14 protein-coding genes and 1 tRNA gene are annotated in these 15,602 nt (G+C 67.1%); 3 read left to right on the top strand and 12 right to left on the bottom strand.

The genetic code is table 11. From position 1 onward, the window contains the following. Positions 1-8: 8 nt before the first annotated feature. The 8 genes from LRQ07_RS08615 to LRQ07_RS08580 are packed head-to-tail and all read right to left on the bottom strand — an operon-like array spanning position 9 to position 8,170. Positions 9-2,483, bottom strand: coding sequence for a DEAD/DEAH box helicase (locus LRQ07_RS08615; protein WP_153244114.1), 2,475 nt, complete (start codon positions 2,481-2,483; stop codon positions 9-11). Beyond that, the gene (gene tatC / locus LRQ07_RS08610) at positions 2,480-3,238 is read right to left on the bottom strand and encodes a twin-arginine translocase subunit TatC (RefSeq protein ID WP_131491103.1); all 759 of its coding nucleotides are present in this window, start codon (positions 3,236-3,238) and stop codon (positions 2,480-2,482) included. Before tatC ends, LRQ07_RS08615 begins: the two co-directional genes overlap by 4 nt. 57 nt (positions 3,239-3,295) lie before the next feature. Further along, positions 3,296-3,532 (bottom strand): twin-arginine translocase TatA/TatE family subunit, encoded by a 237-nt coding sequence (gene tatA, locus LRQ07_RS08605; protein ID WP_047519604.1) that lies wholly within the window; start codon positions 3,530-3,532, stop codon positions 3,296-3,298. A gap of 44 nt (positions 3,533-3,576) precedes the next feature. Continuing rightward, on the bottom strand, positions 3,577-4,560 hold the full coding sequence (locus tag LRQ07_RS08600) for a helix-turn-helix transcriptional regulator (protein WP_131491014.1): 984 nt from the start codon (positions 4,558-4,560) through the stop codon (positions 3,577-3,579). Then, entirely contained in the window at positions 4,557-5,549 is a 993-nt protein-coding gene (locus tag LRQ07_RS08595; RefSeq protein WP_232761860.1) for a helix-turn-helix transcriptional regulator, read from the bottom strand. The genes LRQ07_RS08600 and LRQ07_RS08595 overlap by 4 nt, the downstream gene beginning before the upstream one ends. Continuing rightward, the gene (locus LRQ07_RS08590) at positions 5,549-6,460 is read right to left on the bottom strand and encodes a hypothetical protein (protein ID WP_232761861.1); all 912 of its coding nucleotides are present in this window, start codon (positions 6,458-6,460) and stop codon (positions 5,549-5,551) included. The genes LRQ07_RS08595 and LRQ07_RS08590 overlap by 1 nt, the downstream gene beginning before the upstream one ends. A 10-nt stretch (positions 6,461-6,470) precedes the next feature. After that, positions 6,471-7,490: a tRNA (adenine-N1)-methyltransferase gene (locus LRQ07_RS08585; protein ID WP_256536395.1), complete on the bottom strand. Its 1,020-nt coding sequence runs from the start codon at positions 7,488-7,490 to the stop codon at positions 6,471-6,473. After that, positions 7,487-8,170 (bottom strand): HAD family hydrolase, encoded by a 684-nt coding sequence (locus tag LRQ07_RS08580; RefSeq protein ID WP_256536394.1) that lies wholly within the window; start codon positions 8,168-8,170, stop codon positions 7,487-7,489. The genes LRQ07_RS08585 and LRQ07_RS08580 overlap by 4 nt, the downstream gene beginning before the upstream one ends. 90 nt (positions 8,171-8,260) lie before the next feature. On the opposite strand from LRQ07_RS08580, the gene LRQ07_RS08575 reads away from it, so the two are divergent. Beyond that, positions 8,261-9,109, top strand: coding sequence for a PAC2 family protein (locus LRQ07_RS08575; RefSeq protein WP_047519614.1), 849 nt, complete (start codon positions 8,261-8,263; stop codon positions 9,107-9,109). Positions 9,110-9,116: 7 nt separating this feature from the next. Here LRQ07_RS08575 and LRQ07_RS08570 read toward each other — a convergent pair whose 3' ends face one another. Together LRQ07_RS08570 and LRQ07_RS08565 are read right to left on the bottom strand one after the other, a co-directional pair. Next, positions 9,117-9,941 carry an undecaprenyl-diphosphate phosphatase gene (locus tag LRQ07_RS08570; protein WP_232761863.1) on the bottom strand — a complete coding sequence of 275 codons (825 nt, stop codon included), beginning with the start codon at positions 9,939-9,941 and terminating at the stop codon, positions 9,117-9,119. A gap of 42 nt (positions 9,942-9,983) precedes the next feature. Beyond that, on the bottom strand, positions 9,984-11,279 hold the full coding sequence (locus LRQ07_RS08565; protein WP_256536393.1) for a M20/M25/M40 family metallo-hydrolase: 1,296 nt from the start codon (positions 11,277-11,279) through the stop codon (positions 9,984-9,986). A gap of 111 nt (positions 11,280-11,390) precedes the next feature. Between LRQ07_RS08565 and LRQ07_RS08560 the strand changes: the two genes are divergently transcribed. Beyond that, positions 11,391-11,473, top strand: a tRNA-Leu gene (locus LRQ07_RS08560). Between the two features lie 156 nt (positions 11,474-11,629). Here LRQ07_RS08560 and LRQ07_RS08555 read toward each other — a convergent pair. Both LRQ07_RS08555 and LRQ07_RS08550 read right to left on the bottom strand, forming a co-directional pair. After that, entirely contained in the window at positions 11,630-12,727 is a 1,098-nt protein-coding gene (locus tag LRQ07_RS08555; RefSeq protein ID WP_232761865.1) for a VIT1/CCC1 transporter family protein, read from the bottom strand. 156 nt (positions 12,728-12,883) lie between these two features. Then, the gene (locus LRQ07_RS08550; protein ID WP_052193259.1) at positions 12,884-14,626 is read right to left on the bottom strand and encodes a DEAD/DEAH box helicase; all 1,743 of its coding nucleotides are present in this window, start codon (positions 14,624-14,626) and stop codon (positions 12,884-12,886) included. A gap of 148 nt (positions 14,627-14,774) precedes the next feature. On the opposite strand from LRQ07_RS08550, the gene LRQ07_RS08545 reads away from it, so the two are divergent. Next, positions 14,775-15,602 (top strand): SGNH/GDSL hydrolase family protein, encoded by an 828-nt coding sequence (locus tag LRQ07_RS08545; RefSeq protein ID WP_256536392.1) that lies wholly within the window; start codon positions 14,775-14,777, stop codon positions 15,600-15,602.

The raw sequence follows: 15,602 nt of genomic DNA, 5'->3' as shown, positions 1-15,602 counted from the left end.
GTCCACCCTCACATCGACGAGTAGGCCACGATGCCGCGGCGGACTCCGTCGAGAGCGCTCCGCGCGGTACGCGCCAGCGCGGCATCCTCCGCGACGATCGAGAGCTGATCCAGCAGATCGATGGTCTGCTTGGCCCAGCGCACGAAGTCTCCCGCTGCCATGTCGGCGTCGATCAGGACCCGGTCCAGCGCTCCCCCGCGCGCCCAGGCGTGCATGGCGCCCGCCAGACCGGCGGCGAGCGGCTCGCTGCCGGGAAGATGGTGGTCCTGTTCCAGGTCATCCAACTCAGCCCAGAGCGTGGTGGTCTTCTCGTAGGCGGTGCGGAATGCGCCACGCGGCAGGCCGCGCTCCCCCGAATTGGCTTCATCGCGTCGCGGTTCGTACACGAGGCAGCAGGCCATGGCTGCCAGCGAAGGAGCATCCAAGCCCGCCCAGAGCCCCTGTCTCAGGGACTCGGCCACCAGCAGATCCCGCTCGCCGTAGATACGGCGCATCGTGCGTCCGGCATCCGTCAGCGTCGTGTCCGCGCCATCATGCGTCACGTAGTCGAGTGTCTCCAAGACCTCGACGACGCGGTCGAACACCCGCGCGACCGTTCCGGTGCGTGTCTCGATCTGGCGCCGGATCCGGTCTGTCTGGCGCTTGAGCTTCCAATAGCGCTCCGCCCAGCGGGCATGAGCCTCGCGGTCAGGACAACGGTGGCACGGGTGGCGCTGCATCTGCGTACGCAGGGTCTGGATGCGCTTCATCCGCTTGTCCCGTGACGCTCGCGGCGCCTGGGAGTCCTGGCGGTTCTTCTTCTCGAGATCGCTCAGTTCGCGGCGGATCGCGGCGTACTCCGGGAAGCTCCCGTGTTCACAAGCCATCGCGCTCTGATAACCGGCGAGCGACTCCTCGGCTTCGCGCACCTGCCGAGCGAGGCCGACGACGGCACGATCCGCCTGGAACTGCGCGAAGGACGACTCGAGGATCTGCCGCGCTCGGGGTTTGCCGAACATGTCGATCAGATTCACGGCCATGTTGTACGTCGGACGGAAGCTCGAGTTCAGGGGGTATGTGCGTCGGGACGCGAGGGCAGCGACGGCCTGGGGATCCATCCCCTCGGTCCACTGCACGACGGCGTGGCCCTCGACGTCGATGCCACGGCGTCCGGCGCGACCGGTGAGCTGTGTGTACTCCCCCGACGTGATCGCGACGCGTGCCTCGCCGTTGAATTTCTCCATCTTCTCGAGCACGACCGTACGAGCCGGCATATTGATGCCGAGAGCCAGGGTCTCGGTCGCGAACACCACCTTGACGAGCTTGCGCTGATACAGCTCTTCCACGACCTCCTTGAAGGCGGGTAGAAGACCGGCGTGATGAGAGGCGACACCGCGTTCGAGGTTGTCCAGCCACTCCCAGTAGCCCAGGACGTCGAGGTCTTCGTCCTGGAGGGTGCGGGTGCGGTCCTCGACGATGGCCCGGATCTCAGCTCTCTCCTCCGTCGACGTCAGACGGACGCCGGAGCGACGCACCTGCTGCACGGCCGCGTCGCACCCCACGCGACTGAAGATGAAGAAGATCGCCGGGAGGAGGTTCGAGCGCTCCAGAAGGCGCACGACATCCGGACGATCCATCCGTTCGATCCGGCGCGCATTCGCGGCACGGACGGGACGGCGGCCTCCTCGGGAAGGGCGCTGCGCCTGTCGGCCCGCATGCCGATTGCTCCGATACGCCTGCGCCTGTCGGTTGTTGTCATACGTCGACGCGGTCGATGAGCGGATGCGCATCAACTCCTGGTTGACCTGGGCCGTGGCGAGGCCGGCGCGGTCATCGAACAGGGGAAGCAGGTCGTCCCGCACGAGCACGTGCTGCTCCAACGGCACCGGCCTGATCTCGGAGACGATCACTTCGGTGTCGCCGCGCACCGTGTCGAGCCAGTCCCCGAACTCCTCGGCGTTCGAGACCGTGGCGCTCAGGGAGACCAGCCGCACCTGCGCAGGCAGGTGGATGATGACCTCTTCCCAGACGGCGCCGCGGAAACGGTCAGCGAGGTAGTGGACCTCGTCCATGATCACGTAACGGAGATCCCGGAGCGCCGTGGAGTCGGCGTAGATCATGTTGCGCAGGACTTCGGTCGTCATCACCACGATGCGCGCATTGCCGTTGATGTTGGTGTCGCCGGTGAGCAGTCCCACCTGATCGGCGCCGTAGACGTCGACCAGCTCCCGGAACTTCTGATTCGACAAGGCCTTCATGGGTGTCGTGTAGAACGCCTTGTCGGTCGGCGTCTGCATCGCGAGGTGAATCGCGAATTCGCCGACGATCGTCTTTCCTGCTCCGGTCGGTGCGGCGACGAGCACGCTGCGTCCGTTCTCCAGCGCGTGGCACCCCGCCACCTGGAAGGGATCCAGCTGGAACTTCTGCAACGCGGCGAACGCGGACGACTCCGGGTGCTCGGCCGCCTGGCGCGCCCGGGCGTACTTCTCGGAAGGTGAACTCATACCGCGTCCGGCAGGAGCCCTGACGCATCGTCACGCTTCCGCTTTCGCCGATCGAAGATGAGGGACAGTCCGGCGGCGGCGAAGAACAGGACGATCAGGATTCCGGCGAGCATCAGCATGCTGACCACGTCGGCTGCCGGCGTCGCCAGGGCCGCGAACACGGTCGCGATGAGGATGGCCACACGCCATCCCTTCAGGATCGCCCGGCCCGACATGACCCCGGACAGATTCAGCGCCACCAGGAACACGGGGAGCACGAAGGAGACGCCGATCACGATCATCAGCTTGAAGACGAAGTCGTAGTACTCCTGCGCGTAGTAGAAGTTGGTTGCGCCGTCCGGGGTGAAGCTCCACATGAGCTCGATCACGTGCGGCATGATCATCACGCCGAGATAGCAGCCGGCGAAGAACAGCGGAACCGCCGCGACGACGAACCCGACGGTGTACTTGATCTCCTTGCGGGTCAGTCCGGGCATGATGAACGCCCAGATCTGCCAGAGCCACACAGGCGCCGAGATGAACAGACCGATGGAAAAGGCGATACGCATGCGCATGTCGAACGCGGACGTGACCGTACCGAAGTTCAACGCGCTGAAATTATCGCCGCGCTTCTCCGTGATGATACGGATCGGTTCCGTGATGAAGTGGATCACGGGGTCCGCCACGATGAACGCGATGACCATCCCGACCACGAGTGCCAGCGCCGCGTACATCAGACGCTTGCGCAGTTCGACGAGATGCGCGCCGAGCGACATCCGTCGATCCCGATCCGCCTTCGGCATCACGGACGGTTCGATGGCTGCCACGGCCGGTCAGGCGCGAGGCGGAGTCTCAGGGTCAGCGCCCGAGTCCTTGGCCGAGGTGGGGTCGGCGACGGTCGAATCTGCGCGGGTCGCGTCTTCTTCCTTCATCGCCTTCATCTCGCCCTTGAACACGCGAGCGGACTGGCCCATGCTCTTCGCGAGCGCCGGCAGCTTGGCGGCACCGAACAGAAGGAGGATCACGGCGAGCACGATAAGCAGGTGCCAGCCTTGCATTCCAGCGAACATGTCAGGATTCCCGTCGTCGGTGAGCGTTCGATTCAGTCTACAGATCAATTCTTCGCATCGGGCTGGTGATACAGCGCGAGTCCCGAGGCGGCCCACTCCCTGGTGGCCGTGCGTGCGACACCGGGATCGATGACCTCCATCGCCCCGCCGAAGCGCGCCGCGAGCCGCTTGATCCCGCGCGGGTCGGCGAGGTGCAGTTGCGTGGCCACGAAACCGTCTACCACCTCGAGCTCCCCCGTGGGGACGAATCCGGCCAGCAGCGGGGCGAGGCGTTCCGGCACGCGAACCGTGACCTCGCGCTCGTCGTCGAGACCGGCGAACGCCTCAGGTACGTGATCCCCGCCGTGGGTGATCGGGATCTGCGTCAGCTGGGGCGCGCTCACACGATCGAGATGGAACGTGCGCATCGCCTGACGCAGGTGGCACCACCCCTGCAGGTACCACTGCCCGTTGGTGATCAGGATCTGCATCGGGTCGACCGTGCGTGTGGTCGGGGCGGCGTCAGGGGCCTGGTAGGTGAAGGAGATCGCGACACCGTCGTGAAGACCACGCGCGACCGCTTCGCGGACCTCGTCGACCGCGCTCGGCGCGACGACGACATCTGCGGGCGCATCGGCGGCGCCACGGGACAACTTCGAGATGAGACCCGCGACGAGTCCGGAATCCGACACCGCGGGCACGGCCGCGACCATCTGGAGGCCTGCGAGCAGGGCCGCGGCTTCACGAGCGGTGAACCGAGGCACTCGCCGCAGCGCGACGTCGTTCGTGATCTCGATGACGTCCTCGAGATCGAGCAGGTCCCAGTTGATGTCGAACATCTCCTGCGGCTGCTGCCAGTACCCGGACTCCCCGGGAAGCCCGATGACGGTGAGCTTCTCCACCATCCCGCGCATCTCCTGCGGCGTGACGCCGAACTCCTCCGCCGCTTCCGCGAGCGAGACCTGGCCGTGTTCGAGGAGATAGGGGACGAGCGTCAGATAGAGCCGGACCCGTTCGGCGGCGAGAAGCGGCTTGGGCTTCGGATTCATCCTGCGTCCTCCGCATCAGCATGCGCATCGACGACTGCTTGGAGCCGGGAGATCACCGCATCGCGGAGCGGGGCGGGCTCGACCACGCGGACCTCTGGGCCGTAGGACGCGAGCTCATCCGCGAGGATGTGCAGATCGACGAAGGGAACATGGATCCCCTGCGTCGCCGGAACCGCGCGTCGTCCGAGGCGGAGCGCGGCTTCGGTGCCGGGCGTGACCTCGAGCAATGCCGAGTTCTCCGACGCGACGCGTTCGAGCCCGGCGAGAGCCCTCTCCCCCGCACCGTCGCGCAGGGACGCGTCGAAGCCCGTCGAACTCACCTTGACGTCTCCGACGATCCGGCCCAGCAGGAACGTCCGGTCCTCATCGACATCGACATCGATCCCGAACACATGCCACCGAGCCTCGTAGTCGACGAGGGCGAGCGGACGAATGCGTCGTCGCCGCGGCGCCTCCTCGCCGGGCTTCAGGTAGTCGAACGTCACGACCCGACAGCGCTCGATCGCATCCTGGAGAGGAGCGAACGCCGCGTCACGCGCCGTGATGCGTGGGGCGAAGCCGATGATCGGCTCGTCACCGTCGATCCCGAGAGCGCGGATCTTGCGCACGCCGGACTGTGCATCCCCGGAAACGGACTCCGCGCTCCAGACGCTGCCGGCGAGACGCAGCACTGCGAGTTCCGCCGGAGAGAACACGATGTCACTCGGAAGGTCGTATTCTGCCTGCGGAATACGGTAGCGGGCCTCGCGGAGATCGTTCGGATCAGCGGCGTCACCGATCGTCTCGATCGGTACGCCGAGCGTCCGCAACTCGTCCTTGTCGCGTTCGAACATCTTCTCGAGCGCGTCGGAACGCGTGCCCGCTTCCGCTCGTTGGCGGTAGCCGGAGACGTTGTCGAGGATCTGCTGCTTCGTCAGCCCGATCTCCGTGGCCATCAGCGCCACGACGAGATTCGTCAGGCGCTCCTCCGCGGGGATACGGGCGGCCATCACTGCGTCGGCGCCGCCACTGCGCCCAGGATGTCGACGACGATCGCGGTGGCGGGAGCGCTCTCTGTTGCGGGGAACACGACGAGGAGCTGCGAACCGACGGTGGCACCCACCATCTGCTCGGCGGCGACGCTCACGCTCGCGTCCTTGCCCCACGAGGACGTGGTCACGGTCTTCTCATCCCAGTCGACGCCCATGACATTGGAGACCACGATGTCACCCTCCTCGACCTTCGGACCATCGCCCTTGATCAGCGTCTGCGTGACAATCTCGGTCGGCGCCGGAACGTCGGGGACGATGATGCCGGGTGTGCCGTCGGGAGCCCGCACGACGCTGGGAAGGCCGCGCGCGTCATTGAACTGCAACGCACCGGACGCCTTCGACGGCATGACATCGAGCACATCGATGACCGCGACGATGTTCTCCCCTTCGTCGAGTCCGAACGCCTGGACGTTCTGGGCCCCGAAGTCCTCCGGAGTCAGGACGGCGAGGACACGGCTGCCACCGGTGGCGCACTCCAGCACGTCTGCAAGGCCCGCGGAACGCTGCGCCCAATAATCGATGCTGTGCACGCGGCTCGGGTCGCCGTTGAACTCGGACTTGTACAGAGCCTTGCCGCTGTCTCCGCCGAAGAAGGCGATATCGAGCACCACGGGCTGGAAGTCCGATCCGAGTGCCAGACCGTCCCCGACGGTGACGTCGGCGAACGAGGTCTCGTCCGTCTTGACCGGGCCGAAGACATCGACGTCGGGAACCGAGCCGAGGTCGCCGCTCACGTCGGCGATGTTCAAGACCTTGTCGTCGGTGCCACGATCACAGGTGGCACCGCTGTCGGGCGACGCGACGGTGCAGCCGGTCAGGGCGAGGACGGCAAGGCTGAGGGAGGCCAGAACGGCGGACGTTTTACGCACGCGCTCCAGTCTATTCCGTCGGGTGCGAGGAATCGCGCGAAGCGGCCGCCAGGCGTGCCCCCTCTGCTGCCTTCTCCGCCTCCCGCGCGCGTTTGCGCAGATTCTTGTCGCTGATCTCACGGTCGCCGACGGCTCCGGGTGTCCAGGCCTCCACGTCCTCGTCGCCGTAGCTGCTCTTGGACGCACGGCGCTTGACCGACGGAGCGATCGCTCCCGGGGCGAGTCGGCGCGCGGTGAGGAGGAAACCGGTGTGGGCGACCATCCGGTGGTCGGGGCGCACCGCGAGTCCCTCGACGTGCCATCCGCGGACCATCGTCTCCGACGCGTCCGGGTCGGTGAAGAGCCCGGTGCCCCTGATGTACTCCGCGACTCGCGAGAGCTGCGTCGCCGTCGCCACGTAGCAGAGGACCACTCCACCCGGCGTGAGCGCGTCGGCGACGGCGTCCATGCACTCCCACGGCGCGAGCATGTCGAGGACGACGCGGTCGACGGATGCCGCCGGCACCTCAATCGGCAGGGCTTCGACGAGGTCTCCCACGACGACACGCCAGGTGTCCGGGTTCTCACCGAAGAAGGTCTCGACGTTCGCGCGCGCGACATCGGCGAAGTCCTCGCGACGCTCGAACGAGATCAGTTTCCCTGCCGGACCCATCGCGCGCAGCAGCGACAGCGACAGGGCACCGGAACCGACACCTGCTTCGACCACGGTCGCCCCAGGGAAGATGTCCGCTTGCATGACGATCTGGGCGGCGTCCTTCGGGTACACGATCGCCGCGCCGCGCGGCATCGACATCGCGAAGTCACGCAGCAGAGGCCGGAGTGCCAGATAGTCGTGCCCGGAGCTGTTCGCCACGACGGAACCGTCCGGAAGCCCGATCAGGTCACGGTGGCGCAGAACACCCTGATGCGTGTGGAGCTCGCCGTCCTCGCGGAGCGTCACGGTGTGCAGGCGTCCCTTGGGTCCCGTGAGCTGGACGCGATCGCCCGCGCGGAACGGGCCGCTCGGCCGCGGCGCGGCGATATCGGTCATCGGATCGCTCCTGTCGCGGCGCTGTGGCTGTCGAACAGGTCGGTGAGATCGTCGGCGCCACGTCCGGCGAGTGTCGCCCACAGATCGTGCGCTCCGAGCCCGTCCAGCGGCACGATGTGCGGCACCGCCAGCGTCACTGCGCCCGAGGCAAGTCCCGCTCGCACCCCGGTGGGCGAGTCTTCGATGACGATGGCCTCGGCGATGTCGACGTCCAGGAGTGCCGCCCCCTGCAGATACGGCTCCGGATGCGGTTTCGGGTTCTCCACGTCATCACCGGCGACGACGATGTCGAACGCCTCGAAATCGATCAGTTCCACGACGTCCAGTGCCATCCGGCGCAGTGACATGGTCACCAGACCGGTGGGGATGCCCGCGTCCCGGAGATCACGGAGCAGTTCGCGCGCGCCAGGCCGGAACGGGACACCCTGGGTGCGAAGCGACTGCTGCACGACGTCGGTCAGGTGCGAGACGATCGCCTCGGCTTCCATCGCCACACCCGCGTTCTGCAGGATCACGGCGCTGTCGATCAGACCGCTGCCGACGAGTCGCAATGCGTCTTCGTGGCTCCATGATCCGCCGAAGGACTCGACCAGCGCCGTCTCGGCGGCCATCCAATACGGTTCGGTGTCGACGAGTGTTCCGTCCATGTCCCACAGGACTGCGCTGGGCTTTCTGCTCACCGAACCCATGCTAGCCGGGGTGCCACCCGCATCCCGCCGTCGCGGACTAGCCTGGAAGGATCACATCTGCGAACTCGAAGGGAGCCCTCGATGGATGTTCTCGGTCCGCGCATCGTCATCGCCGCCTTCGACGGCTGGAACGATGCGGGTGAAGCCGCCAGCGCTGCGATAGAGGCACTGCGCACATCGACGGAGTACGACCTCGTGCACTCGGTCGACCCCGAGCTCTACTTCGACTACCAGTACACGCGACCGTCGACTCGCATGGATGCCGAGGGCCGCCGCCAGCTCACCTGGCCGGAAGCCGGACTCTGGCGCCCACGGAACCCCGCGCCCGGCCCGGAATTCTGGCTGCTCACGGGAGCCGAACCGGCACGTACCTGGCAGGCGTTCGCCTCGGAGTTCATCGACGTCGCTCTGCGCGACGACATCACGGGATTCGTCACCCTCGGTGCGATGCTCTCGGATGTTCCGCACACCCGGCCGATCTCGATCTTCGCGTCCAGTCAGAACGAGCAGGTCCGTGAGGCGCATGGACTCGAACGCTCGCTCTATGAGGGCCCGGTCGGGATCCTCACCGTGTTCGAGCACTTCGCCGAGAACGCGGGAATCCCCACGGCCAGCCTCTGGGCCAGCGTTCCCCACTACGTTGCCTCGGCGACGCCTTCACCGAAGGTGACGCTCGCTCTCCTCGATCGGCTGGAGGAGCTCACGGGCGTCGATGTCGACCGCCAGGCGCTCCGCACCGAGGCCGCCGCCTGGGAGGCCTCGATCGACGCGGCAGCGGCCGATGACGAGGACATGGCCGAGTACATCCGCCAGCTCGAGCGCACCCGAGACACCTGGGACTCCCCCGAAGCCTCCGGTGACGCGATCGCGCAGGCTTTCGAGCGCTACCTCCGTCGCCGCGACGACGGACCGGGCGACCGCAAGCGCTGACGCCGGATCAGGCCGCGATCACACCGGTCCCGAGCAGCACGAGCAATACCGTGCCCAGCAGGATCCGGTAGATCACGAACGGCAGGAAGCTGCGCTTCGAGATCCAGCTCATGAAGAACGCGATCACTCCTAGCGCGACCACGAAGGCGATGCCGGTGGCTGCGAGAGTGTCCCCGAACGAGAAGAACGACGGCTCGTCCCAGCTCTTGAAGACCTGGTAGAAACCGCTGCCGAAGACCGCGGGAATCGCCAGGAGGAACGCATAGCGAGCGGCAGCAGCGCGCTCGTAGCCCAGGAACAGCCCCATGGTGATGGTGCCACCCGAGCGAGAGACCCCGGGGATCAGCGCCAATGCCTGAGCGAATCCGAAGGCGACGCCGTGGGGGTAGGTCAGATCGTTGAGCTTGCGACGCTTCGCACCGACGTGGTCGGCGACGCCGAGCAGGATTCCGAAAACGATGAGCATGATCGCGACGATCCACATCGACCGCAGGACGGTTTCGATCTGGTCCTGGAAGAGCAGACCCAGGACGACGATCGGGATGCTGCCGATGATGATCATCCACCCCATGCGGGCATCCGGATCGTTGCGCGGGGCCTTGCCGACGAGGGATCGGAACCACTGCGTGATGATGCGGACGATATCGCGCCAGAAGAACACGACGACAGCCGCCTCGGTGCCGATCTGGGTGATGGCGGTGAAGGCCGCGCCCGGGTCCTCCCCTGACGGAAGGAAGGTTCCGAGGATACGGAGGTGGGCGCTGGAGGAGATCGGGAGGAACTCGGTGAGTCCCTGGACGATACCCAGGATCAGTGCTTCGAGCAGGTGCATGGAGGGGCTTTCTGTGTTATCGCGGCACGGAGCGGCCGGCGCTCAGTACGTGCGCAGCAGATCGGCCAGCACACGCTGGCCGAAGACAAGCGATTCTACGGGCACTCGCTCATCGACTCCGTGGAACATCCCTGTGAAGTCGAGATCGGCGGGGAGCTTCAGCGGTGCGAATCCGTACCCCGTGATCCCGAGGTAGGCCAGCGCCTTGTTGTCGGTCCCCGCGCCGAGGAGGTACGGGATCACGGGAATGCCCGGGTCGTGACGTCCGATGCTCGCGACCATCGCCTCGACCAGTTCGCCTTCGAACGGCGTCTCCATGCCGATGTCTCGCACGACCGTCTCGATCTCCACGTCGTCCCCCACGATGCTTTGGAGCTCGGCGAGCACGTCGTCCTCGGTCCCGGGGATCACGCGGACATCGATGAGCGCCTCTGCGCGCTCGGGAATCACGTTGTGCTTGTAGCCCGCGCTGAGGACCGTGGGATTCGTCGTGGTCCGGAACGAGGAACGCAGGAACGCCTCGGCAGGTCCCGCGGCTTTCGCGAGGGCGTCGGGGTCGTCCACGCTGCGTCCACTCAGCGCGCTGAGCCCCTCGAGCAGCGCCGTCGTGGTCGGCGTCAGGCGGATCGGCCACCGGGTTCGACCGATCGCCGCCACCGCCTCGGCGAGCTTCGTGACCGCGTTGTCGTCGTGCAGGCGACTGCCGTGCCCCGCGCGCCCCTTCGCGACCAGACGGATCCAGATCAGGGCCTTCTCGCCGACTTGCAGCAGGTACGCCCGACGGTCGTCCACCGTGATCGAGTAGCCACCGACTTCGCTGATCGCCGCCGTCGCCCCGGCGAACCACTCGGGTCGGTTCTGCACGACCAGAGTCGAACCTTCGACGCCGCCGTTCTCCTCGTCAGCGAAGAAGGCCAGCACCAGATCGCGCTCCGGCCGCTCTCCGGCGCGGAGGATGTCGGCGACTGCTGTGAGGATCATCGCGTTCATGTTCTTCATGTCGACCGCGCCGCGCCCCCACAGCATGCCGTCCTGCACGATGCCGGCGAAGGGGTCGACACTCCAGTCCTCGGCCATGGCCGGCACGACGTCGAGGTGCCCATGGACGACCAGTGCAGGCTTGTCGCGGTCGCGCCCTGGCACCCGCGCCATCACGTTCGTGCGCCGCGCAACGGGTTCGTAGTACTCGACCTCGAGCCCCAACGCTTCCAGGTAGGACCCGACGTACTCCGCGGCCTCGCGTTCGCCCTTCGCGTTCCCTCCGCCGAAGTTGGATGTGTCGAAGCGGATCAGGTCGCTCGCGACGCGCGCGACCTCCGGAAGAGACGGATCGGTCATGGCTCCAGGCTATCGAAACCACGCGCCACGCCCGGGCGTATGGTTCGGTTCGAGTGCCCGCTGAGGACGTGGTAATGTCATTCTTCGGTCGGCAACGATCATCCAAAACCTGCGCGGGTGGCGGAATGGTAGACGCGCTACGTTGAGGTCGTAGTGCCCGTAAGGGCGTGGGGGTTCAAGTCCCCCTCCGCGCACAGACAGCCCCGGAGCATGACTGGTTCGCCAGGAATGCTCCGGGGCTTCTTCGTTCGTGCTCCGGTTCGATCGCGAGATACTCCATCGGAGACCCCCGGGCATCATCCATGACGAGGACGGCGCTCGGACGATCACGATCTCCTCGGCCGGATAGGTCAGACCGCCCCGACGCCGAAGAGCACGCCGAGCACGTAGGTGATCGCTGCCGCTCCGAAGCCGATCGCGAGCTGACGGAGTGCGCGCCGCAAGGGCGGTCCGCCCGAGAGTACCCCGACCATGGCGCCGGTGCTCAGCAGCGCGATGCCGACCAGCACCAGTGCGACGACGATCGCGTTCGTCCCCTCCAGCCCGAAGATCCACGGCAGCACGGGGATGATCGCGCCGGAGGCGAACAGCAGGAAGCTCGAGACCGCCGCGGTCCAATCGCTGCCGACGATCTCATGGTCGTCCGCGCGCTGGGCGTTGATCGGACCGGTCGTGGCTCCACGGACCCCGGCCTGCGCGGCGGTGACGATACGCCGCGCGCGAGCCAGCGACTCTTCCTGTTCCATGCCGCGCGCGCGATAGACGAGCGCCAGTTCGTTCTCGTCGATGTCGAGGTCTCCCGCGGACGCCGTGGCATCGTCGTTGGCGGCGGTGGCTGCGAGCAACTCGCGCTGCGACCGCACGGACACGAACTCTCCCGCGCCCATCGACAGGGCACCGGCGAGGAGGCCGGCGATGCCGCTGAACAGGACGAATCCCGAGCTGACCCCGGTCGCGCCGATACCGAGCACGAGAGCGAGATTGCTCACGAGGCCGTCGTTGGCACCGAAGACGGCAGCGCGGAACGAGCCGGAGAGGCGCCGTCGGCCTCGAGCCGCGAGTCCACGGACGACCTCATAGTGGACCTTCTCGTCGGCACGCATCGCCGGGGTCGCATACTGCTCGGAGTCATACGGCGAACGCGCTTCGGCGTTCTGCGCGAGGGCCAGCACGAAGATCGATCCGAACCGACCGGCCATCCAGCCGAGCATCCTCGACCGGACACCCGCCCGGGGGAGCTTCTCGGGCTCCGCTCCGAGCAGGTCGAGCCAGTGCTGCTCGTGTCGACGTTCCGCGTCAGCGAGGCTGAGCAGGATCTCCCGCTCCTCCCCCGTGCGTCGGGCTGCGAGCTTCTGGTAGACGGAGCCCTCAGCGCGCTCCTCGACGAGATAGCGGGCCCAGCGCCGACGGTCGGCGGGGGTCGGGGTGTCGGCAGCGGGCGCTGTCATGGATCCTCCAGAACGGGCAATGCCCGGGGCGCGGGCAACCGTTCCACGCTATCCGGACCGCCCCGCCGACACCTCGCTCAGACGCGGATTGACAGCATTTCGGGGATCCGAATCGGGCGGCACGAGGTCGCGTCCGACACGCACCGATCGCTCAGCTCAGGAGCGCACGCGCTTGCGCAGGACCTCGATGCGCGACTGCAGTTGCGTCACCGTGGCTTGTGCGACCGCGGGGCCGCCGCAGATCCGCCGGAGTTCGGCATGGACCGCGCCGTGCGGTTCGCCCTTCTGCCGGGCGTACAGGCCGACGAGGCTGTTCAACAGCTGTCGCTGCTCCTTCAGGGTGCGGTGAAGCGGCGGGGGCAGCGTCGTCGTCTCGGCAGGGCCAGCGGAGGCCTCCCGAGCCTCCCGCAACCGGGATTGCCGCGATTGTCGCTGCATGAGCAGCTCATGCACGTGCTCGGGTTCGAGGAGCCCGGGGAATCCGATGAACTCCTCTTCCTCCGGCGTACCCGGCTCGGCCAGCTGACCGAACTCCTGGCCCTCGAACACGACCCGATCGAAGTGGGCGACCGAGGAGAGCGCCTGATAGCTGAACTCCTGTGTCAGCGCGTCAGAGGTCTCCTCTTCCCGGTTCGCACTCTCGAGCAACGAATCATCGAGACCGTCTTCCTCTTTCGACTGACGGTCGAGCGCGTGATCGCGCTGTTTGTCCATCTCGTTCGCAAGGCCCATGAGCACAGGCACCTGCGGCAAGAACACACTGGCGGCCTCACCGCGACGCCGGGCTCGCACGAACCGACCGATGGCCTGCGCGAAGAACAGAGGCGTCGAGGAGGAGGTGGCATACACGCCGACTGCGAGCCGCGGCACATCGACGCCTTCCGAGACCATGCGCACGGCGACCATCCACCGGTCCGTGCTCGCGCTGAACTTCTCGATGCGTTCGGAGGCCGTGGCGTCGTCGGAGAGCACGATCGTCGGCTGTTGACGTGTGATGCTGTGGAGGATCTTCGCGTAGGCGCGCGCGACCGTCTGATCCGTGGCGAGGACGAGCCCGCCGGCATCGGGTACGTGGTGGCGGATCTCGGTGAGGCGTCGGTCCGCTGCGGACAGCACCGCGGGCATCCAGTCGCCCTCGGGATCGAGTGCCGTGCGCCAGGCCTGCGACGTCACGTCTTTCGTGTTGTCCTGACCGAGATGCGTCTCGAGCTCGTCTCCCGTGGTCGTGCGCCAACGCATCTTTCCGGCATACATGTGGAACAGCACCGGGCGCACGACGCCGTCCGCCAACGCCCGCCCGTAGCCGTAGTTGTAGTCGGTGCGTGAGACGCGCGCACCGGACTCGTCGGGATGGTACTCGACGAACGGGATCGGTGCCGTATCGCTTCGGAACGGGGTTCCCGACAACAGCAGACGTCGCTTCGCGGGGCCGTACGCATCGCGGATGGCGTCTCCCCAGCTCAACGCGTCCCCGCCGTGATGCACCTCGTCGAGGATCACGAGGGTCTTCGCGTCTTCCGTCAGATGCCGATGCACGGAGGACTTCGCCGCGACCTGCGCGTAGGTCACGACGGCACCGTGATAGTGCCGCGCCGGTGCCCAGTCGCTGTTGCGGAACCGAGGATCGAGGCGGATGTGCACCCGCGACGCGGCATCCGCCCACTGCGTCTTGAGGTGTTCCGTCGGCGCGACGACGATGATCCGATTGACCTCGCCCATGCGCATCAGCTCGACCGCGAGAGTCAAGGCGAAGGTGGTCTTGCCGGCACCGGGTGTGGCCGCGACGAGGAAGTCCCGTTGGTCGTCGCGGAAGTACTGGTCGAGCGCTTCCTGCTGCCAGGCACGCAGCTTGCTCGCGGTTCCCCATGGGGCACGCTGAGGAAAGGACGGAGAGAGCATCGACTCCACGATAATCGTTGCCGACGACACTGCGTCACCGGCGCACTCCCCCGCGCGCGCCCCGCCCATCGGTGGGTCCCTCGGGGTAGGATCTGTCACTGCGCTGCGGCCACCGCCGCTCCGCGGAACGTTCGCGAAGGAGAGCTGGATGACCGACCAGGATTCGACTCGGACCCCCTATGTACCCAACGAGACGGCGCATCCGTGGCGCCGGTTCGTGGCACTCGGCGACTCGTTCACTGAGGGGATCGGTGACCCCGATCCGGCACATCCGGGAAGCCACCGCGGCTGGGCTGACCGCGTCGCCGAAGTCCTCGCCGCCCAGGTGGACGACTTCGCCTATGCGAACCTCGCGGTGCGCGGCAAGCTGATCGCGCAGATCGTCGCCGACCAGGTCGAGCCCGCCGTGGCGCTGCGCCCGGACCTCGTGTCCATCTGCGCCGGCGGCAACGACGTGATCCGCCCCGGCACCGACCCGGACGCGATCGCCAGCCAACTCGACGACGCCGTCGCCCGCCTCGCTTCCACGGGGGCGGCAGTGCTGCTCTTCACCGGTATCGACACCGGCTTCACGCCGGTCTTCCGCGCCTTTCGTGGGAAGGTCGCGATCTACAACGAGAACGTCCGCGCGATCGCCGAGCGCCACGACTGCATCGTCGCCGACCAGTGGGCGCTCAAGGTCGTGCAGGACATGCGCTTCTTCGACGACGACCGCCTCCACTACAACGCACTCGGCCACCACGAAGTGGCCCGGATGGTGCTGCGCGCCCTCAACGTCCCGAACGATCTCGAGTCCATGCAGCCCGAGCCCCTCCCGCTGCGGACCTGGCGGGAGGCGCGGTCGGAAGACCTCGGCTGGGCACGGGAGCATCTGGTCCCGTGGGTGCTCCGTCGGCTGCGGCACCAGTCATCCGGCGACAACATCGCCGCCAAGCGGCCCGAGCCCTCGCCGGTCGTCCTGCCCGAAAGGGACTGA

Origin of the sequence: Microbacterium sp. J1-1 (genome assembly GCF_024498615.1) — a bacterium.
Lineage (GTDB): Bacteria > Actinomycetota > Actinomycetes > Actinomycetales > Microbacteriaceae > Microbacterium > Microbacterium aurugineum.
This window is presented reverse-complemented; position numbering and strand designations above follow the sequence as displayed.

Coding starts and splice junctions, on each gene's coding strand:
- LRQ07_RS08570 (WP_232761863.1), bottom strand. CDS start 9,941: ATGCACCTGCTCGAAGCACTGATCCTGGGTATCGTCCAGGGACTCACC.
- LRQ07_RS08615 (WP_153244114.1), bottom strand. CDS start 2,483: ATGAGTTCACCTTCCGAGAAGTACGCCCGGGCGCGCCAGGCGGCCGAG.
- LRQ07_RS08555 (WP_232761865.1), bottom strand. CDS start 12,727: ATGACAGCGCCCGCTGCCGACACCCCGACCCCCGCCGACCGTCGGCGC.
- LRQ07_RS08600 (WP_131491014.1), bottom strand. CDS start 4,560: ATGAATCCGAAGCCCAAGCCGCTTCTCGCCGCCGAACGGGTCCGGCTC.
- LRQ07_RS08585 (WP_256536395.1), bottom strand. CDS start 7,490: ATGACCGATATCGCCGCGCCGCGGCCGAGCGGCCCGTTCCGCGCGGGC.
- tatC (WP_131491103.1), bottom strand. CDS start 3,238: ATGTCGCTCGGCGCGCATCTCGTCGAACTGCGCAAGCGTCTGATGTAC.
- LRQ07_RS08565 (WP_256536393.1), bottom strand. CDS start 11,279: ATGACCGATCCGTCTCTTCCGGAGGTCGCGCGCGTCGCGAGCGACCTG.
- LRQ07_RS08550 (WP_052193259.1), bottom strand. CDS start 14,626: ATGCTCTCTCCGTCCTTTCCTCAGCGTGCCCCATGGGGAACCGCGAGC.
- LRQ07_RS08575 (WP_047519614.1), top strand. CDS start 8,261: ATGGATGTTCTCGGTCCGCGCATCGTCATCGCCGCCTTCGACGGCTGG.
- LRQ07_RS08595 (WP_232761860.1), bottom strand. CDS start 5,549: ATGGCCGCCCGTATCCCCGCGGAGGAGCGCCTGACGAATCTCGTCGTG.
- LRQ07_RS08545 (WP_256536392.1), top strand. CDS start 14,775: ATGACCGACCAGGATTCGACTCGGACCCCCTATGTACCCAACGAGACG.
- tatA (WP_047519604.1), bottom strand. CDS start 3,532: ATGTTCGCTGGAATGCAAGGCTGGCACCTGCTTATCGTGCTCGCCGTG.